At 69.0% G+C, this 20014-nt stretch carries 23 protein-coding genes; 6 read left to right on the top strand and 17 right to left on the bottom strand.

The window, feature by feature from the left end; all coding sequences use genetic code 11:
• Positions 1 to 182 precede the first annotated feature (182 nt).
• The gene (locus ASF25_RS04590; protein WP_056174843.1) at positions 183 to 1364 is read left to right on the top strand and encodes a hypothetical protein; all 1182 of its coding nucleotides are present in this window, start codon (positions 183 to 185) and stop codon (positions 1362 to 1364) included.
• Between the two features lie 117 nt (positions 1365 to 1481).
• On the opposite strand, the gene ASF25_RS04585 is transcribed toward ASF25_RS04590, so the two are convergent.
• The 8 genes from ASF25_RS04585 to ASF25_RS04550 all read right to left on the bottom strand — a co-directional run bounded on the left by ASF25_RS04585 (position 1482) and on the right by ASF25_RS04550 (position 7273).
• Complete coding sequence (locus ASF25_RS04585) at positions 1482 to 1682, bottom strand: hypothetical protein (protein ID WP_056303532.1); 201 nt, start codon at positions 1680 to 1682, stop codon at positions 1482 to 1484.
• Positions 1683 to 1758: 76 nt separating this feature from the next.
• Complete coding sequence (locus ASF25_RS04580) at positions 1759 to 2367, bottom strand: glutathione S-transferase (RefSeq protein WP_056303585.1); 609 nt, start codon at positions 2365 to 2367, stop codon at positions 1759 to 1761.
• Between the two features lie 30 nt (positions 2368 to 2397).
• Positions 2398 to 3582, bottom strand: coding sequence for a hypothetical protein (locus tag ASF25_RS04575; RefSeq protein WP_056303530.1), 1185 nt, complete (start codon positions 3580 to 3582; stop codon positions 2398 to 2400).
• Between the two features lie 285 nt (positions 3583 to 3867).
• A complete protein-coding gene (locus ASF25_RS04570) occupies positions 3868 to 4335 on the bottom strand; it encodes a response regulator (protein WP_056303528.1) in 468 nt (155 codons plus the stop codon).
• Between the two features lie 172 nt (positions 4336 to 4507).
• Positions 4508 to 5344 carry a dienelactone hydrolase family protein gene (locus tag ASF25_RS04565; RefSeq protein WP_056175091.1) on the bottom strand — a complete coding sequence of 279 codons (837 nt, stop codon included), beginning with the start codon at positions 5342 to 5344 and terminating at the stop codon, positions 4508 to 4510.
• A gap of 108 nt (positions 5345 to 5452) precedes the next feature.
• Positions 5453 to 5959, bottom strand: coding sequence for a hypothetical protein (locus ASF25_RS04560; protein WP_082502491.1), 507 nt, complete (start codon positions 5957 to 5959; stop codon positions 5453 to 5455).
• A gap of 128 nt (positions 5960 to 6087) precedes the next feature.
• Positions 6088 to 6555: a DUF192 domain-containing protein gene (locus ASF25_RS04555; RefSeq protein ID WP_244472899.1), complete on the bottom strand. Its 468-nt coding sequence runs from the start codon at positions 6553 to 6555 to the stop codon at positions 6088 to 6090.
• A 100-nt stretch (positions 6556 to 6655) separates the two neighbouring features.
• Entirely contained in the window at positions 6656 to 7273 is a 618-nt protein-coding gene (locus ASF25_RS04550) for a cold-shock protein (RefSeq protein ID WP_056174832.1), read from the bottom strand.
• 177 nt (positions 7274 to 7450) lie between these two features.
• Between ASF25_RS04550 and ASF25_RS04545 the strand changes: the two genes are divergently transcribed.
• Positions 7451 to 8467, top strand: coding sequence for a heparan-alpha-glucosaminide N-acetyltransferase (locus ASF25_RS04545; RefSeq protein ID WP_056303526.1), 1017 nt, complete (start codon positions 7451 to 7453; stop codon positions 8465 to 8467).
• Positions 8468 to 8471: 4 nt separating this feature from the next.
• On the opposite strand, the gene efp is transcribed toward ASF25_RS04545, so the two are convergent.
• On the bottom strand, positions 8472 to 9038 hold the full coding sequence (efp, locus tag ASF25_RS04540; protein ID WP_056174827.1) for an elongation factor P: 567 nt from the start codon (positions 9036 to 9038) through the stop codon (positions 8472 to 8474).
• Between the two features lie 191 nt (positions 9039 to 9229).
• Between efp and epmA the strand changes: the two genes are divergently transcribed.
• Genes epmA through ASF25_RS04525 form a run of 3 tightly spaced genes read left to right on the top strand, consistent with a single transcriptional unit; the run spans position 9230 to position 12225 of the window.
• Entirely contained in the window at positions 9230 to 10279 is a 1050-nt protein-coding gene (gene epmA / locus ASF25_RS04535) for an EF-P lysine aminoacylase EpmA (RefSeq protein WP_056303583.1), read from the top strand.
• The gene (locus ASF25_RS04530) at positions 10276 to 11325 is read left to right on the top strand and encodes a lysine-2,3-aminomutase-like protein (RefSeq protein WP_056303582.1); all 1050 of its coding nucleotides are present in this window, start codon (positions 10276 to 10278) and stop codon (positions 11323 to 11325) included. The genes epmA and ASF25_RS04530 overlap by 4 nt, the downstream gene beginning before the upstream one ends.
• A 48-nt stretch (positions 11326 to 11373) precedes the next feature.
• The gene (locus tag ASF25_RS04525; RefSeq protein WP_056303523.1) at positions 11374 to 12225 is read left to right on the top strand and encodes a YdcF family protein; all 852 of its coding nucleotides are present in this window, start codon (positions 11374 to 11376) and stop codon (positions 12223 to 12225) included.
• Here the strand turns inward: ASF25_RS04525 and ASF25_RS23495 are convergent.
• The 7 genes from ASF25_RS23495 to ASF25_RS04490 all read right to left on the bottom strand — a co-directional run bounded on the left by ASF25_RS23495 (position 12168) and on the right by ASF25_RS04490 (position 17664).
• Positions 12168 to 12443: a DUF3253 domain-containing protein gene (locus ASF25_RS23495; protein WP_056303578.1), complete on the bottom strand. Its 276-nt coding sequence runs from the start codon at positions 12441 to 12443 to the stop codon at positions 12168 to 12170. The genes ASF25_RS04525 and ASF25_RS23495 overlap by 58 nt on opposite strands.
• A gap of 188 nt (positions 12444 to 12631) precedes the next feature.
• Positions 12632 to 13354 carry a DUF599 domain-containing protein gene (locus ASF25_RS04515; protein WP_056174824.1) on the bottom strand — a complete coding sequence of 241 codons (723 nt, stop codon included), beginning with the start codon at positions 13352 to 13354 and terminating at the stop codon, positions 12632 to 12634.
• Positions 13355 to 13444: 90 nt separating this feature from the next.
• Entirely contained in the window at positions 13445 to 13723 is a 279-nt protein-coding gene (locus tag ASF25_RS04510) for an acylphosphatase (protein ID WP_056303520.1), read from the bottom strand.
• 13 nt (positions 13724 to 13736) lie between these two features.
• Positions 13737 to 14168 carry a gamma-glutamylcyclotransferase gene (locus tag ASF25_RS04505; RefSeq protein ID WP_056303517.1) on the bottom strand — a complete coding sequence of 144 codons (432 nt, stop codon included), beginning with the start codon at positions 14166 to 14168 and terminating at the stop codon, positions 13737 to 13739.
• A 13-nt stretch (positions 14169 to 14181) separates the two neighbouring features.
• Entirely contained in the window at positions 14182 to 16185 is a 2004-nt protein-coding gene (locus tag ASF25_RS04500; protein WP_056174818.1) for an acetyl/propionyl/methylcrotonyl-CoA carboxylase subunit alpha, read from the bottom strand.
• A gap of 196 nt (positions 16186 to 16381) precedes the next feature.
• Entirely contained in the window at positions 16382 to 16819 is a 438-nt protein-coding gene (locus ASF25_RS04495) for a hypothetical protein (protein WP_056174816.1), read from the bottom strand.
• 209 nt (positions 16820 to 17028) lie between these two features.
• Positions 17029 to 17664, bottom strand: coding sequence for a L,D-transpeptidase (locus ASF25_RS04490; RefSeq protein WP_056303515.1), 636 nt, complete (start codon positions 17662 to 17664; stop codon positions 17029 to 17031).
• Between the two features lie 208 nt (positions 17665 to 17872).
• Here ASF25_RS04490 and ASF25_RS04485 point away from each other — a divergent pair, with 208 nt between their 5' ends.
• On the top strand, positions 17873 to 18802 hold the full coding sequence (locus ASF25_RS04485; RefSeq protein WP_056303577.1) for a histone deacetylase family protein: 930 nt from the start codon (positions 17873 to 17875) through the stop codon (positions 18800 to 18802).
• 91 nt (positions 18803 to 18893) lie between these two features.
• Here the strand turns inward: ASF25_RS04485 and ribB are convergent, their stop codons facing one another.
• Positions 18894 to 19970, bottom strand: a complete 1077-nt coding sequence (gene ribB, locus ASF25_RS04480) for a 3,4-dihydroxy-2-butanone-4-phosphate synthase (protein WP_056174811.1) — start codon at positions 19968 to 19970, stop codon at positions 18894 to 18896.
• Positions 19971 to 20014 lie beyond the last annotated feature (44 nt).

The following is a 20014-nucleotide window of genomic DNA, read 5'->3' as shown; positions in this document are numbered from 1 at the left end:
CGATCTCTGCTGAAATCCCGCCGTGTTTCCGGGTCAGAAGACCGCCGGAAGCGATGAACGTCATCGGAAGTTGCAGCTTTGGGAACCGTTGTCTATCACCCGATAGACACAGTGCGGACCAAAGCGGCAGGGGGGCCAAGCCCCGAAAATCACCCGCAGGACGCGCGACAGGGGTACGGATCATGGACCGCGAATCACACATCACGACGGGCGAGGCCGTCGATCAGGACGGTCGTGGCGACCGCTATGCCACCGCCGGTCTCGGCATGCCGGGAACGCCGAAGCCGTCCTCGCCGGTGATGGCCTGGAACGAGTGGGACCCTCTGGAGGAGGTCATCGTCGGAAGCCTCGACGGTGCGACCATTCCGACACACCACCTGACTGTGATCTTCAACCTGCCGCGGGCCGCCCAGCCGTTCTACCGCTTCGCGTCCGGCTTCCGCTATCCGAAGTTCATGAAGAAGCTCGCCCAGCAGGAGCTCGACAACTTCATCTCGATCCTCGCCGGCGAGGGCGTGAAGATCCGCCGCCCCGACAGCATCGACTTCTCGAAGAAGTTCCGCGCGCCGCGCTGGTCCTCGCGCGGCTTCTGCGTCGCGTGTCCGCGCGACCCGTACCTCGTGATCGGCGACGAGATCATCGAGAGCCCGATGTGCTGGCGCTCGCGCTACTTCGAGGGCGATGCCTACCGCGCGCTCTTCAAGGAATATTTTCGCAATGGGGCGCGCTGGACCTCGGCTCCCCGCCCGCAATTGACCGACGAACTGTACAACTACGATTATCGGGTGCCGAACCTGAAGGCCGGCGAGCCGATGCAGTTCACCGTGAACGAGTTCGAGCCGGTATTCGACGCCGCCGACTTCGTCCGCTGCGGCCGCGACCTGTTCGTGACCCGCTCCAACGTCACCAACCTCATGGGCATCGAGTGGCTGCGCCGCCACCTCGGTCCGGGTTTCCGCATCCACGAGATCGAGAGCCGCTGCCCGCAGCCGATGCACATCGACTCCTCGTTCATGCCGCTCGCACCCGGCAAGGTGCTGGTGAACCCGGACTACATCGACGTCGAGAAGCTGCCGGCCGTGCTCAAGACGTGGGACATCCTGATCGCGCCGCGCCCCGATCCCGTCGAGGGCTTCATGAGCAAGATCTCCATGTGCTCGCCCTGGACCTCGATCAACGTGCTCGCCATCGACGAGAAGAAGATCGTCGTCGACCAGAGCCAGCCGACGCTGATCAAGGCGCTCAAGGATTGGGGATTCGATCCGATCCCGGCGCCGTTCCTGTCCTACGGCCCGTTCGGCGGCTCGTTCCACTGCGCCACCCTCGACGTACGCCGCCGCGGGACCTTGAAGTCCTACTTCTAGGATCGGCGACTCGAGTTGGACGCGCGACCGCGTCGCGCGTCCAACTCGCGCTCGAGCGACCCGCGATCGGGCGACCGGCGCTCGGGCGACCGGCTCGGGTGCGCCCGATCGGACGGGTCAGGCGATCCGGGGTCGGACGGTCCGCGACCAGACCGTCACGGCGGCGGCCGCGGCGAGCCCGTACTGCAGCATGCCGTTCTCGGCGAGGTCCGTCGGCGCCACCTGCCACTGCAGGGCCAGCCGCGTCAGGGCGTTGAGCGCGATCAGGCCGAGGCAGAACACCAGGGCTGCCAGGAGGGTGGCGAGGAAATCGGGCATGGCGATTCGTCCGGTGGACCCGGATGCTGCGTCGCAAGGCTTGCGCCAGGATCTCCCCGTGCCGTGACGCCGAGGGTCAGGCCGCCGGCGGTCGTGTCGCCTGCATGGACGCGCGCGCGTCGAAGCCTTCGAACCAGGCGGCGAGGGCCGGACTGCGCCGGCGCCAAGCCAGATCCGGGAAGCGCAGATCGAGGTAGCCCAGCGCGCAGGCGACCGCGATGGTGCCGATATCGATGCGGTCGGCCAGGGCCGCGACGCCGGCCTCGAACGTATCCAGCGCGCTCTCGATCTTGGCCGTCTGTCCGGCGATCCACGCGCTCGAACGTTCGCCCTCCTCTCGTACGGTCAGTTCGTAGCGGATGAGCAGCGCGGCATCGAGGAGGCCGTCCGCCGTGGACTGGTCGTTGAGGGCCGACCACCGTGCCGGGCCGGGCGCGGGGAACATGCCGCCGCCCAGCGCATCGAGGTACTCGCAGATCACGCGGCTGTCGGCGATGGCGTGACCATCGTCGGCGATCAGGGTCGGGACCTGGGCCAGGGGGTGCAGCGCGAGGATATTGGTGTCCCGCTTCGTCGGGTGTGCGGCACTGGGTAGGAGTTCGATGCGCTCGGCGAGGCCGAGTTCATGGGCGACGACCATGACCTTCCGCACGAACGGCGAGAAATGCGAATGGAAGAGCTTCATCGAGGCCACCGGTGCGAGATCGTGCGGGACTCAGGGCCGGCGGGGTGCCGGCTTGGCGCGCGCCGCTGCCGCCGGAGCGGCGACGGGGGCCGGATGTGGTGTCAGCCGCGGCGTTTCCATGACGAGACGCTTGACCGGCCAGCCGTCGGCCCAACGCTCCATGTCGCTGAACCGCGGGTTGCTCTTCAAGGTTTGTGCATCGGCGCCGTTGAAGGCCGCCGCGGCCGCAAGATCGAAGGTCTTCCAGTACGCGAGATAGTCCAGGCTGTCCGTCCGGGCGTTGTTGATCTGCGCGACCAGGGTGGTTTGCTCGCCCGTGAGCGCCATGTCCGGCGTCCACTTGAACGGAGGGGCCGGCTGCTTCGGGTCGCGCGGCGGATCGGGGGGCAGCTTCAGGGCGCCGCCGTCATAGGCGGCGTCCGCACCCGCCGGGGAGGCCAGGGTCGCGGTGAGGGCGGGGAATCCGTGATCGTCCGACAGGGCGCGCAGGAACAGCTTGCGCTCGGGTGTCACGGCGCTCGCCTCCCGCAGGAGGCGACGCGCCGCGAGATCCGCCGCGCGGGCATCGCGATCGCCGATCACGGTGACCACGAGGGTTTCGGGCGCGATCTTCGAGAGATCATGCAGGACGATGCCGCGTGCCTTGGCGTCGCTGGCGATGCCACCCGGCATGATCGCGAAGACGAGACGCGGGGTGGGGAGGCCCTGACCGGCCGCGTCGGCGGCGATGTTGGCGGCGATGGGTGCCCCGGCGAGATGGCCGATGAGGGCGATGCGCTTCTCGTCCGGCTTGGCGTCGGCATCGCCGGCGAGGTCCGACAGCGCAGACTTGATCAGGCGGGCCGCATTGGCGGAAGCGTCGGCCGGCCGCGTCCGATTGATCTCTTGGAAGCGTGGGAACACCACGAGGTAGCCGGCGCGAGCGAGGTGATCGATCCAAGAGCCGTAGGCCTGCGGGTTCGGTGCGCCCCAGGCGTGGAGGAAGATGGCCACGGGCCGCCCTTCGGCAGGCGCGGCCCCGGCCTTGTGGAAGACGAACGTCGCGGCGCTGGCCCGCCCGAGGGCCCGCTTGACGATGGTGGCCGTGCGATCACCAACGCCGCCCGGCCCCTCCATCGGCTGCACCGGCGGAGCAGCGGCCGAAGCGGGATTGGACAGGACAGCAAGGCTGCACAGGCAGGCGGCGATGAGGCCGGGGCGGACATTCAGGCGCATGGCGTGCTCGACGGGCGAATTCGGAACGGCAGCGGACCGCTGGTCGAGACATAGCAGATCGCGGGATGCGTGCGACGCTGGGGCAAAACCTCCCAACGAGTGCGGCATTCCCGCCGCACTCGTTGGGGTATCTGAACTCGTCGGGCCGGATCAGGCAAATCTAGACAGACAATTTTAGACCCGAAGATCGTCACGTCCGGCGGTGAACCGCGACGCCGCGCCTCGAATCCGATGCACGAGTGAGGATCTGTCCTCACGCCACCGACCCGGACGATCCGTATGTCCTCAAGTTTCCACTTTACCGACGATGATCCTGGTCTCGGGCCAGCCGAGTCCGATGACGTCGGGCCCGGTCTGCGTCGCGGCGGACCGACCGGCCGCTTCCTGCACCCAGGCCAGAATGTCTTCGGCGCGCCATGGTTTCGGAATGAAGGTCGCGGACATCCGCAGATCGCTCGGCTGGTCGCCGGCGTCGCCCGACGTGAGAAGCACGCGCACCCGAGGCCAGGTGACCCCGATGATACGAGCCAACTCGAACCCCCCGATGGGACCCGGAGTCCGCACATCCGAGAACACCACGCTGACTTCGTTGCCGCGATCCTGGAGAATCGCCAGGGCGCGCTCGGCGGTCTCGGCTTCGATCACCCGGAAACCGGTCTCTTCCAGCATCTCGGCCGCGAGGTAGCGCTCGTCGGGTTCGTCCTCGACGACGAGGATGACGGGGCGTGCGTCCGACGGAGGTGCAGCACTCATGGGTCCGGAACGCTCTTCAAGCCAGGATGGCGGGCCGATCCTCGTATTGCCAGAACTGTGAACTACCCGGTGAATGTGTCGTTCCTGCGGGCGTCGAACAGGGCGCTTTTTTGGTCGATGCAGCAACTGTGCCGCACTTCCCGTCAATCACGTCGCACAGCCTCTGCAGTCGTCACACGCCTCTCGCCTTGAAAAACGCCAGAGCGCGCGTCCATCCATCCTCCGCAGGCTCGCGGCGATAGCTTGGCCGGTAATCGGCGTGAAAGCCGTGCGGGGCGTCCGGGTAGACCACGAGATCGACGGATTTGCCCGCCGCCCGGGCCTTGTCGCGCGCTGCCTCGGCGGAGGCGACGGGAATCCCCGTATCCGCGCCGCCGTAGAGGGCGAGGATCGGCGCGTTGATCTCTCCCGCGACATCGTCCGCCGTGCGGGGTTGCAGGGCCGTACGCTCACCGCCGAGCGCGCCGTACCAGGCCACACCGGCCTTCAGGTCGCGGCGATGGGCGGCGTAGAGCCAGACACCGCGCCCACCCCGACACCAGCCCATCGTCGCGAGTCGTGACGCGTCGCCGTTCGACGCCGCGACGGCCCAGGCGGCGGAGGCATCGAGATCAGCGATCCATTGTGCGTCGGGCGTCTTCGAGATCACGTCCCGAACGATCACCTTGACGTCCGTCATGGTCGAGAGATCGCCCTGACGCGCGTACAATTCGGGCGCCACCGCACAGTAGCCGGCCTTTGCCAGGCGCCGGCAGATATCCTTGATGTAATCGTGGACGCCGAAGATCTCCTCGATGACGAGGATGACCGGAAACGGTCCCTGTCCTTCCGGCATGGCGCGATAGCCCGGCATCGGGCCGTCGCCTGCGGGGATCTGGACCTCGCCCGCCACGAGACCGCTTGCGTCCGTATGGATCACCTGCGCCTCGACGGCGGTGGTCGCGAGGGTGAGCCCGGAGATCAGGCTCGTCATCACGAAGCCACGCCGGGAGAAGGGCGGCGTCAGCATGCCTTCGAGGCCGCTCGCAATGCCGGTTCCGCCTGCGCGATCCTGTTTCATGCTGTTCTCCAGTCCTCGACCCCCATCTAGGGCCAAGTGACCGGAGAGCAACGTGCTTCAGTAAGCGGCGCGTTGGGGGGAGGCTTCGACCGCACGATACGGCACCGGCGTACCGTTCCGTCGGTGCCCGCCGCGGATCTCGGGCGAAACGCTCCGCTTGCGCGCATCCGCCTGCTTGTTGCGCGTATCCACCTGCTTGCGGCCCTTGGGGCGGAGCACATCGCCGAGGGCCACGAAATCGTCGGCTGTTTTCGCGGGACTCTGGCCGGCCTTCAGACCGAAGCCGGTCGCAAAGGAGGCACTGAGACCCGCGTCCCGGGGGATCTCGAAGGCGCTGAGCGCCGCGAGGAACGCTTCACGGAACGGAAGGGCTCGGCACCAGCTCTTTTCCGAAAGGTGAAGCGGCCATTCCCACAGGTCGCCCCGACGCATGCCGAGCAGATCGCGGGCGATGAAATAACCGCTGGGGCGATGCTCCAGTCCTTCCGGCGAAACGCTCCATTCGGCGTTCTCGAACGGGGCTTCGGCGGTGACGCGGGTCTCGTCCGGATGCCGGCTGATCATGATGTCCCCCATCGGCGCCACGCGAATCACCCGGTCGGTGATGGGCGCGTCGTTTAGAACAATGAGGGAACATTGGCTCGAATCGAATCGAGCGTCAAGCGATGTTCTTGTTGTGTTCGATTGAGGCGTCAGGGTTTACGGAACAGGGGATGCTCGACACGGTCACCGGCGTGGATGCCGAGCCGCGCGGTGGTGCCGGCATTGAGCTCGAGCACGGACAGGACCGGCTCGCCGGAGGGAATGACCTTGGTCGAGAGCGGTTCGGTGTTCTGCGCGACGCGGGCAACGGATCCATCCTGGCGGATGAAAACCATATCGAGGGGCAGGTAGGTGTTCTTCATCCACATGGCCACGGGGGCGACGGCCTGGAAGTCGAACAGCATGCCGTGGTCCGGCGCCATGGTGCGGCGATACATCAGTCCGCGCGAACGGTCGGCATCCGTGCGCATCACCTCCACGGCGAAGGCGTGGCGCCCGTTCCGGGATGCGATGGTGAGGGGTTCGGTCGGACCGGAGGCCGCGTCCTGCGCGGGTACGGCCTGAAGGCCCGAGCCGAGGAACAGAACGGCGCAGAGCGCACGCAGGAAGGCGGGCATATTCGACAACGCGGTACTCATTCGTCGGTGGCAAAATCTTCGGTGGCAAAATCTTCGGTGGGACGATCGTCGATCGAAGGTTCGTCGGTGGCGGGCGGTGTCAGTGCGAGGCGGGCAGCACACCGTCGGGAAAGCGGACTTCCGCCGCCATCTTGCCCTTGGAGCCGTCGCCGTAGCGGACGAGAACGGTCTCGCCGGGCTTGAGTTCGGCGATGCCGTAGCGACGAAGCGTCTCCATGTGCACGAAGATGTCGGGCGTGCCGTCCCCTCGGCTGAGGAAGCCGAAGCCGCGCAGGCGGTTGAACCACTTCACTACGGCCGTCTCGAGTCCGCTCGTCGGCGTGACGCTCACATGGGTACGCGGCATCGGCAGTTCGGACGGGTGCAGGGCGGTGGATTGATCGAGGGAGATCACCCGGAACGCCTGCCAGCCGCGCGGCCGCTCCGTGGCCTCGACGACGACGCGCGCGCCCTCGCTGGCGGATTGATGGCCGTCGCGGCGCAGGCAGGTGATGTGCAGCAGCACGTCGGCCGTCCCGTCGTCGGGCACAATGAAGCCGAAGCCCTTGGCGACGTCGAACCACTTGATGCGGCCGGCGACCTCGATGAGGTCGAGGGGGCGCTGGACCTCGCCACCCAGGCCTTCGCCGGAGCGGGCATCCGCGTGCGTGTCAGCCGAATGCCCCCCGTAGGAGCCCGCCCCGAAATCGTCCGACATTCAGCAACCCACACCCGAATCACGCCACGCGATCCGGAAGGGAGATTAACGAAGTCGTCACCTTCCGGAAGCCTAATTGATCACCCGCCGGGTTGATCCATGTTGCATTGTTCGGGACGCGGGTGCCGGTGCCACAGGGGATCGCGGGGGCGCCGGTTCGATGGTACGGCGAGCGGCATGGCTCCCTTCCCTTCCGATTCCGACGCGGCTCCCGTTCCGCCCCCGCGGATGCGGATCGACGCCCTCGACGTCGCCCGGGGCTTGGCGCTCGCGGCGATGGCGGCCTACCACGCCACTTGGGATCTCGGGTACCTCCGGCTGACCCCGGAGAATTACGCGCTCACGCCGCCCGGCCGGATCGCCGCCCACCTCATCGCCGGCAGCTTCCTGATCCTCGTCGGGGCGGGCCTCGTGCTCGCCCATGGCACCGGCATCCGGCGACGGGCGGTGCTGACACGATTCGCCCGCATCGGCGGGGCGGCGCTGGCCGTCACGGTCGCCACCTATCTGCTGTTTCCCGGGAGCTACGTGTTCTTCGGCATCCTGCACTGCATCGCGGTCGCCAGCGTGCTCGCCCTGCCGTTCCTGTTCGCCCCGGCCGTGGTCACGGCTGTCTGCGCCGCCCTGGTGATCGCGGCTCCCGGTGTTGCGGGGTGGGGCTTGGCGGACGGGAGCGCCCTCGACAGCCCGGTCCTGTTCTTCCTCGGCCTCGGCAAGACGTTGCCGCAGACCAACGACTACGTGCCGCTGTTCCCGTGGTTCGGATTGGTCCTCGTGGGGATCGTCGCCGGGCGCCTCGGCGGACCGCGCCTGGCGAAGACCCGCCTCGGCCGCTGGCGGGCCGTGCGGGGGCCCGGGCGGGCGACCGCCTGGGCGGGGCGGCACAGCCTCGCCGTCTACCTCGTCCACCAGCCCGTGCTGCTGGCCCTGTTCTCCGGCATCGCCGCCCTCACCGGGCCGCATCCGCGCGCCGGTGAGGCGGAGTTTCGGACGGTCTATGCCCGCAACTGCGTCGCGACCGGGGGCGAGGCCGCGGCCTGTCGGGTCGCGGCGCGCTGCGTCGTCGGCGCGTTCCGCCGCGACGGATTATGGGCGCAGGCGCAGCGGACCTTCACGGTCGCCGAGCGGGCGAGGGCGCAGGCCCTGTCGCAGGGCTGCTACGAAGCCGCCGAGGGCACAGCCCCGGCGCCATGACGCCTCAATCCTTGGCGCGCTCCACGTAGGACCCGTCTTCCGTCATGATGACGACGCGGGTGCCGACGGCGATGTGCGGCGGCACGGCGGTGCGCACGCCGTTCGACAGGATGGCCGGCTTGTAGGACGACGACGCCGTCTGGCCCTTCATGGCGGGCTCGGTCTCGGTAATCTCGAGGGTGACGCGCTGGGGCAGCTCGACAGTGAGCGCCACGTCGTTGTGGATCGAGACCATCACCTTCATGCCCTCCTGAAGGTAGGGCGCGGCATCGCCGATCACGTCCTTCTGGATCGCCACCTGATCGTAGGTCTCGGGGTTCATGAAGTGGAAGCCCTCGCCGTCCTCGTACAGGAAGGTGTGCTCCCGGTCCTCGACGAAGGCACGCTCCACCGACTCGGTGGTGCGGTAGCGCTCGGACACCTTCACCCCATCGGTGATGCGGCGCATGTCGAGCTGCGTCACCGGGGTGCCCTTACCCGGGTGGATGTTCTCGATCGTCAGGATGACGTAGAGCTTGCCATCCTTGTCGACGACGTTGCCCTTGCGGAGCGTGGAAGCGATCACCTTCACGGGGTCAGGTCCTGTTCGTGTCTCGAGAAACGGGTCGGTCGCCCCGGCGCGGTTCGGGTCCACGGGAGCGACATCGTCGTTCCGCCACTACCCTATCCGTGCCCCCGTTGCCAGCCGCAGGACCGGGTGGAGGATGGAAGGAAGGCCCTGAGACGTGGAGACGCCCGGCCGCCCGTGATATGGCCCCGGCGATGACCGCTCCCTCCCCCTGGTGGCATCCGGACCGCCACGCCGACCGGCGTCCGGCCCTGATGGCGCGCAACCGCATCACCGCCGCCCTGCGGGGCCATTTCGCGGCGGCCGATTTCATCGAGGTCGAGGCCGCCAGCCTTCAGGTGTCGCCCGGTAACGAGGCACACCTTTCCGCTTTCGCGACGGAGATCCTCGGTCCCGATGGCGTGCGCCATCCGCTCTATCTGCACACCTCCCCGGAATTCGCCTGCAAGACCCTGCTGGCAGCGGGCGAACGCCGGATCGTGAGTTTCGCGCGGGTGTTCCGCAACCGCGAGCGCGGCCCCCTGCACCACCCCGAGTTCACGATGCTCGAATGGTATCGGGCGGGCGAGGACTACACCGAACTCATGCGCGATTGCGCCGACGTGCTGGCTCTGGCGGCCGAGGCGGCGGGCACCCGGCGCCTCGCCTACCGGGGCCGCGAGGCCGACCCGTTCGCACCCTTCCGGCGCGTGACCCTTGCCGAGGCCTTTTCGGAGGTCGGCATCGATCTCCTGGCCACCGTCGCGCCGGACGGAACGACGGATCGGGATGCCTTCGCGGCGGCCGTTCTGGCAACGGGCCTGCGGGTGGCGGAGGACGACACCTGGGCGGACCTCTTCAGCCGCGTTCTCGTCGCCCGCATCGAGCCCGGTCTCGGCATCGGGCGCCCGACGATCCTGTGCGAGTACCCGGTGTCCGAGGCGGCGCTGGCCCGGCCGAGCTCCCGCGACCCGCGCGTGGCCGAGCGGTTCGAGCTCTACGCCTGCGGCGTCGAACTCGCCAACGCGTTCGGCGAACTCACCGATCCGGCCGAGCAGCGCCGCCGCTTCACCCTGGAGATGGACGAGAAGGAGCGAGTCTACGGCGAGCGCTACCCCATCGACGAGGCGTTCCTCGCCGCCCTCGCCCTCATGCCCGAGGCCGGCGGCATCGCGCTCGGCCTCGACCGGCTGGTGATGCTCGCCGTCGGCGCGCCTCATATCGAGGATGTGCTGTGGACGCCCGTCACCGGGGGGCGCCGGTGAACCGCCCCCTGAAGAGCCCCGCCGACCTCGCGCGGGCCGGGCTGGTGGACGCCGCGGCCCTCCCCGCCCTGGAGGCCGTGGCCGCCCGCTACGCCGTGTCGGTGACGCCGGATCTCGCCGACCTCATCGATCCGGCCGACCCCCACGATCCCATCGCCCGCCAGTTCGTGCCGCGGGCGGAGGAACTCGCGACGCGCCCGGAGGAGGATGCCGACCCCATCGGCGACGACGCCCACAGCCCGCTCGCCGGCCTCGTCCACCGCTATCCCGACCGGGTGCTGCTGAAGCCGCTCCATGTCTGCCCCGTCTATTGCCGATTCTGCTTCCGCCGCGAGCGGGTCGGCCCCGACGGGCTCGGCACCCTGAGCGACGCCGAACTCGATGCAGTCTTCGCCTATATCGCCGGCCGGGCGGAGATCTGGGAAGTGGTGGTCACGGGCGGCGACCCCTTCGCCCTTTCGCCGCGGCGGCTGGCCCTGATCGCCTCGGCGCTGCGGGAAATCCCGCACGTACGGGTGCTGCGCTTCCACACCCGCGTCCCCGTGGTCGAGCCCGCGACCGTGACCGACGGCCTCGTCGCGGCCCTGAAGCAGTTCGGCGGCGCGGTGTTCGTGGCGCTCCACGCCAACCACCCGCGCGAATTCACCCCCGCGGCGGCGGCGGCCATCGCCCGCCTCGTCGATGCCGGCATTCCCATGGTGAGCCAGACCGTGCTGCTCGCCGGCGTCAACGACGACCCCGACACCCTGGGCCGGCTGATGCGGACTTTCGTGGAGCATCGGATCAAGCCGTATTACCTCCACCACGGCGATCTCGCGCCCGGCACCGGCCACCTGCGCACCGATCTCGATGCGGGGCGCGCCCTCATGGGGCATCTGCGCGGCCGGCTGTCGGGCCTCGCCCAGCCGCTTTATGTCCTCGACATCCCCGGCGGCCACGGCAAGGTGCCGGTGGGGCCGGACTACCTCCGCGCCACGGCGGCCGGCTGGCGGGTCGAGGATCCGCAGGGTCGTGTCCATGCCTACCCACCGATCCTTGAGGCATGAGGCCGGTCCGGGTCTCGCGTTCCCTCCCCTGAAGGCCGCTCCCGCGCCATGTTCTTTCCGCTCTCGAAGCTGATCTTCTTCGTCATCACGCCGTCCAACGCGCTGATTCTCGCCGTGGTCGCCGGGATGCTCCTCATAGCCGTCGGGCGCTGGCGTCGCTTCGGACGTGTGCTCGCCGGGGCGGCGGGCCTCGGGCTTCTCGTCGCCGGTTTCTCGCCCCTCGCCCTCTGGGTCGCCTTGCCTTTGGAGGATCGGTTCCCGGCTTTCGTCGACGACGGAACCCCGGTCACCGGCATCGTGGTCCTCGGCGGCGGCGTCGAGACGCGCCTGTCGGCGGCGCGCGACCAGTTCGTCGTCAACGACGCCGGGGAACGCCAGCTCGCCCTCATCGATCTGTCCCGGCGGTATCCCGACGCGCGTCTCGCCTTCACGGGCGGAAGCGCCGCGCTGCGGCCGGGCGAGATGTCGGAAGCCGAAATCGTCGGCCGCACCGCCGACGGCCTCGGCCTGCCGCGCACCCGTCTCATCCTGGAGAACCGCTCGCGCAACACCCGCGAGAACGCCGCCTTCACCGCCGATCTCGTCAAGCCGAAGCCCGGCGAGCGCTGGCTCCTCGTCACCTCGGCCTGGCACATGCCGCGCGCCGTCGGGTGTTTCCGCGCGGCGGGCTTCACCGTGGCCGCCTATCCCGTCGACTACCGCACCGCCGGGCCGCGCGACGCGGTGCGTTTCAACAGCTTCGCCTCCGACGGGCTCGCCCTCCTCGATGTCGTGGTCAAGGAGTGGATCGGCCTCGTGGTCTATCGGCTCGCCGGCTACACCGACGCCTGGATGCCGGCGCCTCAGGCTTCGTCGGTTCCGGCCGAATCGACGCCGGCCGCTGGCAGCGCCAGCCGGTAGATGCCGCGGAAATCGTCGACATCCTCCACGGGCTTGCCCTTGCGCATGATCGCGATCTGACCGGCCTTGGTCATCCGCACGGCGATGCGGCGCACCGGCTGCATCATCGGGCTCCACACTTCGGGCTGGGCGCCGCCGATGTCGCGGGCAACCTCCGAGGGGCAGACGGTCTTGCCGGGACCGCGCTCGGCCAGGAGGCGCAGGATGGTCTCGGCGATGAGTTCCTCGCTGGGGCCCTTGCGGACCGATGGCGCGGGGGGTGGTGGGGCTGCCGCCTTCGGGGCCGGCGGCGTCTTGGTGCCGGGTGCCTCGCTCGCCTTCTTGGCAGCGGCCTTCTTGCCCTTGAGGGCTTTCGCGGCGGCGATCCGGGCGATGGCGGTCTTGCGGGGTGGTTTCTTCGGATTGGTCATGGGTCCAACCCCTGCCCTGTCCCGTCGTCCTGCGCCAGGAGGGCGGCGCGAATTTTCGAACTGAACTGACGTCGCCACATCACGCAGACCACCGCCGTCGTGGTGAGAAACAGCAGAACCGGGCTCACGAACCATCCGAGATAGGCGAGCGCGAAGAAGAACGCCCGCTGCCCGCGCGCGAAATGGGACCCGGCCGCGATGTTCATCGCGGAGGCACGCCGCGCGGCGAGTTCCATCTCAGCCATGCTGGCGCTGGAGCCCTTGGGCGGCACCGCGCCGAGCAGGATCGCCCCGTAATTGAACAGCCGGTAGGCCCAGGAGAATTTGAAGAAGGCGTAGATGAACACCACCGCCAGCCCCGCGACCTTGATCTCCCAGGTCGTCCGGGTGGCGACGGCGCCGAAGGGCAGCGCCCCGAACAGGGTCAGTACGTCGTCGCCCGAGCGCGACAGGGTCAGGACGCCGCCGAGCGCGATGAGGGAGGTCGAGGCGAAGAACGCGGTACCGTTCTGGAGGGAGGCGTTGATGGTGGTGTCCACCACCCGGTTGTCGCGGTGGATGAGCTGCTCCGCCCAGATCTCGCGCTGGCGGTTCATGATCTGGCTCAGGCTCGTGCGCCGGCCCCGCATCCGCGAGACCGCCATGCCGTAGCCGGCCCAGGCCGCCACGAAGAAGCACAGGGCCGCGAAATCGAGGTAGGAGAAGTCCGCCGTGATCATCGGGTGCGCCTGATGCCGGGCCGATCGCGACCGCTCCGGCGCTAGCCCGGATGGCCGCTCCCTGTCCAGGGTCGGGCCCGTGCGGCCGTTTCAGTCGTGCAGGATCTGAAAGCCCGCCACCGGGACCGGTCCCTCCGCCTCGGTGATCTCAGTCACGCGTGCCCCTGGAGGCCCCTGCCGGCAAGCGGCGAGCATGGCCGCGACGGCGTGGGCCTCCCCCGAAAAGGTCGCCGCCACGGTGCCGTCGGGCCGGTTGCGGACGTGGCCCGAGAGGCCGAGGCGCTCGGCCTCGCCCTTGGTCCAGAACCGGTAGCCAACGCCCTGCACGCGGCCGTGGATGATCGCCTCGACGGTTCTGATCCGGCTCATGGCAATACTCCTGTCAGGCGGCTCGGCCCCGCAGCCAGCCGCGCAGTTCGGCGATGTAAGGGGTCGGTAGCTGCGCCGCATCCGCCGCCGCCAGGACCGATTCGAGGTAACCCGGACGCGGTGCTCCCTGGGCGGAGCTGCCGCCGAGATAGATCAGGGCACGCTTGGCTCCGCCTTTCAGTGTGATGGGCTGATAGGCCTTGATGTAGAGGCCGCCGGCCACGCCCTCGTAGCGATCCAGCGCCGGCACGTCGGCCAGCGCGAGTTCCCAGACCACGCCCCACACGGTGGCGCGCGGATCACGCACCACCGAGGCGTAGCCCTCGCGCATCACGATGAAGCGGTGGCGGTTGAGCCGGCCCTGCCCGATCAGGCGCGAGCCGGGGCAGCGCGCGGCCATGGCGGCCGCGTCCATGTTGGCCCCGTAGGCGAAGTAGAGCGGCACGGGCCGCGCCGCGTCAGGCGAATTCGAGGATCACCGCATCGACGGCGAGGCTGTCGCCCTCCTTCGCCGCGATCTTCGAGACGGTGGCGTCGCGCTCGGCGCGCAGCACGTTCTCCATCTTCATTGCCTCGACGATGGCGAGCGGCTCGCCGTTCTTCACCTCTTGGCCCTCCTTCACCAGGATCGCCTTGACGAGGCCGGGCATCGGGCAGAGCACCTGCTTGCCCGACCCGGCATCGACCTTCACCGGCATCAGGGCGGCGAGTTCGGCCTCGCGCCGGGTGTAGACCCGGGCCTGCGCCGCCGCGCCCGCATGCTGAAGCGCGACGCCGTTGAGGAGGCCGCGCACCTGCATCGCCACGCGCTTGCCTGCGATCTCGCCCTGCCACACGGGCTCGCCCGGGCGCCACTCGCTCTGCACGGTCCAGGTGGTGCCGTCCTCGCCCGTGACGATGAGCGTGCCGCCGACCGCATCGACGGTCACCGGATAGGACGCATCCGCCAGGATCACGACACGGTCGCGCTCGAAGTGGAGCAGGGCCGGATCGCGCATCTGGCCCGAGATGCCGCGCTTGCGCTCGTTGAGCTTGTGATCGATGGCAGCGGCCGCCGCCGCCATGACCTGGGCGATCTCGCCCCTGGGCTCGGGGGCGGAGAAGCCCTCGGGAAACTCCTCGGCGATGAAGCCCGTGGAGATGTTGCCCGAGCGCCAGCGCGGATGCGCCATCAGGGCCGACAGGAACGGGATGTTGTGGCGGATGCCGTCGATGGCGAAGGCGTCCAGCGCCTCGCCCTGTGATTCGATGGCCTGCGCCCGGGTCGGCGCCCAGGTCACGAGCTTGGCGATCATCGGATCGTAGTGGATCGCGATCTCGCCGCCCTCCTCCACGCCGGTGTCGTTGCGCACGATCGCGTCGCCGAACCGACCCTCGGCCGGCGGCCGGTAGGTGGTGAGGCGGCCGATGGAGGGCAGGAAGTTGCGGGTGGGGTCCTCGGCGTAGACGCGGCTCTCGACGGCCCAGCCGTTGAGCTTCACGTCCGTCTGCGCCAGGGGCAACGTCTCGCCGTAGGCCGAGCGGATCATCATCTCGACGAGGTCGAGGCCGGTGATCATCTCGGTGACGGGGTGCTCGACCTGCAGGCGGGTGTTCATCTCGAGGAAGTAGAACGACTTGTCCTGGCCGGCGACGAACTCGACGGTACCGGCGGAGTCGTAGTTCACGGCTTTGGCCAGAGCCACGGCCTGCTCGCCCATCTTCCGCCGTGTCTCCTCGTCGAGGAGCGGCGACGGCGCCTCCTCGATGACCTTCTGGTTGCGGCGCTGGATCGAGCATTCGCGCTCGCCGAGGTAGATCACGTTGCCGTGCTTGTCGCCGATCACCTGGATCTCGATGTGGCGCGGATCGGTGATGAACTTCTCGACGAACACCCGGTCGTCGCCGAAGGACGAGGCGGCCTCGGACTTGGCGCGGGCGAAGCCCTCGGCGACCTCGTCGGAGGAATAGGCGATGCGCATGCCCTTGCCGCCGCCGCCGGCCGACGCCTTGATCATGACCGGATAGCCGATCTCGTCCGCGATGGTGACGGCGTGCTCCGGGCTCTCGATGACGCCGAGGAAGCCCGGCACCGTGGAGACGTTGGCGGCGGAGGCGGCCTTCTTCGATTCGATCTTGTCGCCCATGGCCGCGATGGCGTGCGGGTTCGGGCCGATGAAGACGATGCCGGCGGCCTCGAGGGCACGCGGGAACGCTTCGCGCTCGGACAGGAAGCCGTAGCCCGGATGCACGGCCTGGGCGCCGGTCTGCTTGCAGGCGTCGATGATCTTGTCGATGAGCAGGTAGGACTGCGCCGCCGGGGCCGGGCCGATATGCACGGCCTCGTCCGCCATGGCGACGTGCACCGCGTCACGATCGGCGTCCGAGTAGACCGCCACGGTCTTGATGCCCATGCGGCGGGCGGTCTTGATGATGCGACAGGCGATCTCGCCACGGTTCGCGATCAGGATCTTCTCGAACATCGGTCCGGCACTCTGGTCGGTCAGGAAAGGTCGGGGCGCGCGGGACGCCCAAGCTCGTTCCCGTTAAAGCAGTTCTCCGACTTCGGAAAGCTGACCGGCCCGGCACGACGGGGTTTCTTCGGTTCGGTGCTCGCCCGGCGCGCCCGGGGCTTGCCCCGGTCGTTCGCCCTGCAGGAGGTTCGCGCCGCAGGACCTCTCAGGCCGCGGCGAGAAACTCCATCCGGGCCGGCTCCGCGGCGCGGCGCCGGTTGGCTTCCAGGGCGAAGGCGATGAGGGCTTCGTCGCACGACTGGGCCTCGCGGACCACGGCCTGGGCGATCTGACCGGCGAGGAGCGTTGGGCCGGTGCCGTTGCGCAGGGAGGCGGCGAGCCAGCGGGCGGTGCCGGCATCGATGGTGCCCGTGGGCCGCTCGCCCCAGACGGCGAAATCGACGATGGACGCGATGAGGAAGGGGCCGAAGGCGGCATCGATCTGCGGCACGGCTCGGTCGAGGGCGATGAGCATGTCGGCCTCGTCGCGGGTAAGGAAGCCGTCCGGCAGCACGTCGCGGGCGAGAGCCTGGACGTCGCCGGCCGTGATCCGGCCGGCGGCGACGGTACGGTTGCAGAAGAGCTGCAGCGAATGGTTGATCATGTCTTGATTCCTCTCCGGTCTCGACTTTGCCGGTCTGTGCCCGTGTCTATGGTTGGACTATGCGGGCCGGGAGGCTTCAAGTAGTTAACGGCCAAATCTGAATCGACGTTCAGGTTAAAGCCTGATCACGAATGAGACTTATCGAAAGATGTCTAAACCCGAGGGACGCGGACGCCGGTCGGGCGGATGGCGGTGCGCTCTCCGTGCGATCAGCGCACGATGACCTTCGAGCCGATGGGCACGCGGTCGTAGAGGTCGACCACGTCGTCGTTGAGCATGCGGATGCAGCCGGACGAGACCGCCTGGCCGATCTTCTCGGGCTCGTTGGTGCCGTGGATGCGGAACAGCGTGTCCTTCTTGCCCTCGGCGAGGTAGAGGGCACGCGCCCCGATCGGGCTCGTCGGTCCACCTTCGAGGCGCTTGGGCAGATCGGGCCGGCGCGCCAGCATCTCGGGGGGCGGGTTCCAGTCCGGCCACTCGCCCTTGCGGTCGACTTCCGCCGTACCGGCCCAGGCCATGCCCGCATGGCCGACGGCCACGGGGTAGCGCACGGCCTTGCCGTCGGGCAGCACGAAGTACAGGCGGCGCTCCTTCGTGACCACGATCACGGTGCCGGGCGCTTCCCGGGTAGGGTAATCGACGGTGGCGCGGGCGATCTTCGGGTCGATGACGGCACTGGGCGCGAGTTTCATCCACGCCTTGTCGCGCGCCTCGCCCGTGAGGGCGGCCGGCGTCGCCGCGGCCGTCTGGGTCACCCCCGGCGCGGCGACGTTGGCGGTCTGCGTGTTGCAGGCGGTCAGGGAGAGCGCGCACGCGAGGGCGGCCAGGAGGGGAAGTGGGCGCATGGAACGGGCCTGTCGGCATGCCCGCGTCGTGCCGAAAATCCGGCGCGACACAAACTTGGTTGATGAGGAACTTGGTTGATGAGGTCTTGCGCAACCTAACCCGAGCGCGCATCCCAACGTAGGGTCACGCGACGAAGACGTGGCGCAATTGCATCGCCTGTTGCTTCAACGCAACGACAACGGCGGGCATCCGCTCGGGAGGGATGATGTGACGACGCTTTACGTGAGCCATCCCGCTGCCCTCGACCACGCCATGCCGGCCGGGCACCCCGAGAGTGCCGAGCGGATCCGCGCCGTGGACCGGGTGCTGGAGGACGAGCGATTCGCCGGCCTCGTGCGTGGGCTCGCCCCCCTCGCCGACGCGGCGGTGCCGACCCTGGTCCATCCCGTACCCTACGTGCAGGCTCTCATCGAAGCCGCCCCGCGCGAAGGCTTCGTCCAGATCGACGGCGACACCCTGCTGTCGCCCGGCACCATCGAGGCGGCCCTGCGCGGCGTCGGCGGGGCGGTCCATGCCGTCGACGCGGTGATGAAGGGCGAGTGCCGCAACGCCTTCGTGGCCATGCGTCCGCCCGGCCACCACGCCGAGCGCATGCAGGCCATGGGCTTCTGCGTGTTCAACCACGCCGCCATCGCGGCGCGCCACGCGCGGCAGGCGCACGGCGCCTCCCGCGTCGCCCTGATCGACTGGGACGTCCACCACGGCAACGGCTCCCAGGACATCTTCTGGGACGACGCGAGCGTCCTCTACGCCTCGACGCACGAGATGCCGCTCTTTCCCGGTACGGGCGCCGCCTCGGAGCGCGGCAACCACGACACCATCGTCAACGTGCCCCTGCGCGCCGGCGACGGCAGCGAGCGCTTCCGGGAGGTGTTCGAGGCCGGCATCCTGCGCCGGTTGGAGGCGTTCGCCCCCGACCTCATCGTGATCTCGGCGGGGTTCGACGCCCACCGCCTCGATCCCCTGGCCCATATCCAGCTCGACGAGGCGGATTTCGGCTGGGCCACGCGCCGGGTCATGGAGATCGCGGAGAAGCACGCGGGTGGGCGCGTCGTCTCGGTGCTGGAGGGCGGCTACAGCCTCAAGGGCCTGGGCTTGTCGGTGGCCGCGCACGTGGACGCGCTGATGGGGCGGTGAGCGTCCGCCGGATCACGGCGGACGAGGCTACGATCCGGCCTTCCTCCGTGTTGCGCTTCCCTATGGTGATTCAGGATGACCTCACGGCATCTTACCCCTCCAGGCGCTCGTCCCCCAAAAACTCGATCCCGAAGCCCGACAGGCCGACATAGGCCCGCGACGAGGTCGCGAGGTTCCGGATCGAGACGACACCGAGGTCGCGCAGGATCTGCGCACCGAGGCCGACTTCGCGCCAGGCCCGCACGCGCTGGGCCTCCGCGCCCTCCTCGGCGTAGGACTGGAGCGGGACACCCGCCGAGCCATCGCGAAGGTAGACGAGGATGCCCCGGCCTTCCTGGACGAAGCGGCGTTTCACCGCTTCGATCTGCCGGCCGCCCTCGATCACGTCGGCCACCACGTTGGAGCGGTGCAGGCGCACCAGCACGTCGCGGCCGTCGCCGATGTCGCCGTACACGAAAGCGAATTGCTGCACGGTCTCGAATGGCGTGGTGTAGGCGTAGCCCGTCATCACGCCCGCCTCCGTGGTCACCGGGAAGGTCCCGACGCGCTCGACCAGCTTTTCACGAGCCTGCCGGTAGGCGATGAGGTCGGCCACCGAGACGCGCTTCAGATCGTGCGTGTCCGCGAAGGCCGTGATCTGCGGGCCCTTCATCACGGTGCCGTCGTCGTTGGCGAGCTCGCAGATCACGCCGACGGGCGGGAGACCGGCGAGCTTGCACAGGTCGACGGCCGCCTCGGTGTGGCCGGAGCGCATGAGCACGCCGCCATCCTTGGCGATGAGGGGGAAGACGTGGCCGGGCCGTACGAAGTCCGACTCGCCCATGTTGCCGTTGGCGAGCGCCCGTACGGTGTTGCAGCGCTGTTCGGCGGAGATGCCGGTGGTGAGCCCGTGCTTCACGTCCACCGTCACGGTGAAGGCGGTGCCCAGCGGCGCATCGTTGGCCGCCACCATGGGATCGAGGCGCAGGCGCCTGGCCTCGGCCCGGGTCAGGGGCGCGCAGACGATGCCGCAGGTGTTGCGGACGATGAAGGCCATCTTCTCCGGCGTGCAGAGGGAGGCGGCGACGACGAGATCGCCCTCGTTCTCGCGATCGTCGTCGTCGGTGACCACGACGATCTCGCCGCGGGCATAGGCCTCGATGGCCTGCGTGACATGGGTGTGGGGCACGGGCAAATCTCTCGGAATCACGATGGCGGGTACGGCGGGGTGGG

It is taken from the genome of Methylobacterium sp. Leaf100 (assembly GCF_001422845.1).
Classification (GTDB): domain Bacteria; phylum Pseudomonadota; class Alphaproteobacteria; order Rhizobiales; family Beijerinckiaceae; genus Methylobacterium.
The sequence above is the reverse complement of the archived record's forward strand: the minus strand, read 5'-3'. Positions and strand labels throughout refer to the sequence as shown.

Bases quoted from the DNA above. Each gene is read 5' to 3' on its own strand.
- ASF25_RS04585 (WP_056303532.1), bottom strand. From the start codon at position 1,682: ATGCCCGATTTCCTCGCCACCCTCCTGGCAGCCCTGGTGTTCTGCCTC.
- ASF25_RS04570 (WP_056303528.1), bottom strand. From the start codon at position 4,335: ATGAGTGCTGCACCTCCGTCGGACGCACGCCCCGTCATCCTCGTCGTC.
- epmA (WP_056303583.1), top strand. From the start codon at position 9,230: ATGACCGCTCCCTCCCCCTGGTGGCATCCGGACCGCCACGCCGACCGG.
- ASF25_RS04515 (WP_056174824.1), bottom strand. From the start codon at position 13,354: ATGATCACGGCGGACTTCTCCTACCTCGATTTCGCGGCCCTGTGCTTC.
- ASF25_RS04545 (WP_056303526.1), top strand. From the start codon at position 7,451: ATGGCTCCCTTCCCTTCCGATTCCGACGCGGCTCCCGTTCCGCCCCCG.
- ASF25_RS04510 (WP_056303520.1), bottom strand. From the start codon at position 13,723: ATGAGCCGGATCAGAACCGTCGAGGCGATCATCCACGGCCGCGTGCAG.
- ASF25_RS04575 (WP_056303530.1), bottom strand. From the start codon at position 3,582: ATGCGCCTGAATGTCCGCCCCGGCCTCATCGCCGCCTGCCTGTGCAGC.
- ASF25_RS04550 (WP_056174832.1), bottom strand. From the start codon at position 7,273: ATGTCGGACGATTTCGGGGCGGGCTCCTACGGGGGGCATTCGGCTGAC.
- ASF25_RS04525 (WP_056303523.1), top strand. From the start codon at position 11,374: ATGTTCTTTCCGCTCTCGAAGCTGATCTTCTTCGTCATCACGCCGTCC.
- ASF25_RS04565 (WP_056175091.1), bottom strand. From the start codon at position 5,344: ATGCTGACGCCGCCCTTCTCCCGGCGTGGCTTCGTGATGACGAGCCTG.
- ASF25_RS04590 (WP_056174843.1), top strand. From the start codon at position 183: ATGGACCGCGAATCACACATCACGACGGGCGAGGCCGTCGATCAGGAC.
- ASF25_RS04560 (WP_082502491.1), bottom strand. From the start codon at position 5,959: ATGATCAGCCGGCATCCGGACGAGACCCGCGTCACCGCCGAAGCCCCG.
- ASF25_RS04580 (WP_056303585.1), bottom strand. From the start codon at position 2,367: ATGAAGCTCTTCCATTCGCATTTCTCGCCGTTCGTGCGGAAGGTCATG.
- ASF25_RS04555 (WP_244472899.1), bottom strand. From the start codon at position 6,555: ATGCCCGCCTTCCTGCGTGCGCTCTGCGCCGTTCTGTTCCTCGGCTCG.
- ASF25_RS04495 (WP_056174816.1), bottom strand. From the start codon at position 16,819: ATGATCAACCATTCGCTGCAGCTCTTCTGCAACCGTACCGTCGCCGCC.
- ASF25_RS04490 (WP_056303515.1), bottom strand. From the start codon at position 17,664: ATGCGCCCACTTCCCCTCCTGGCCGCCCTCGCGTGCGCGCTCTCCCTG.
- ASF25_RS04500 (WP_056174818.1), bottom strand. From the start codon at position 16,185: ATGTTCGAGAAGATCCTGATCGCGAACCGTGGCGAGATCGCCTGTCGC.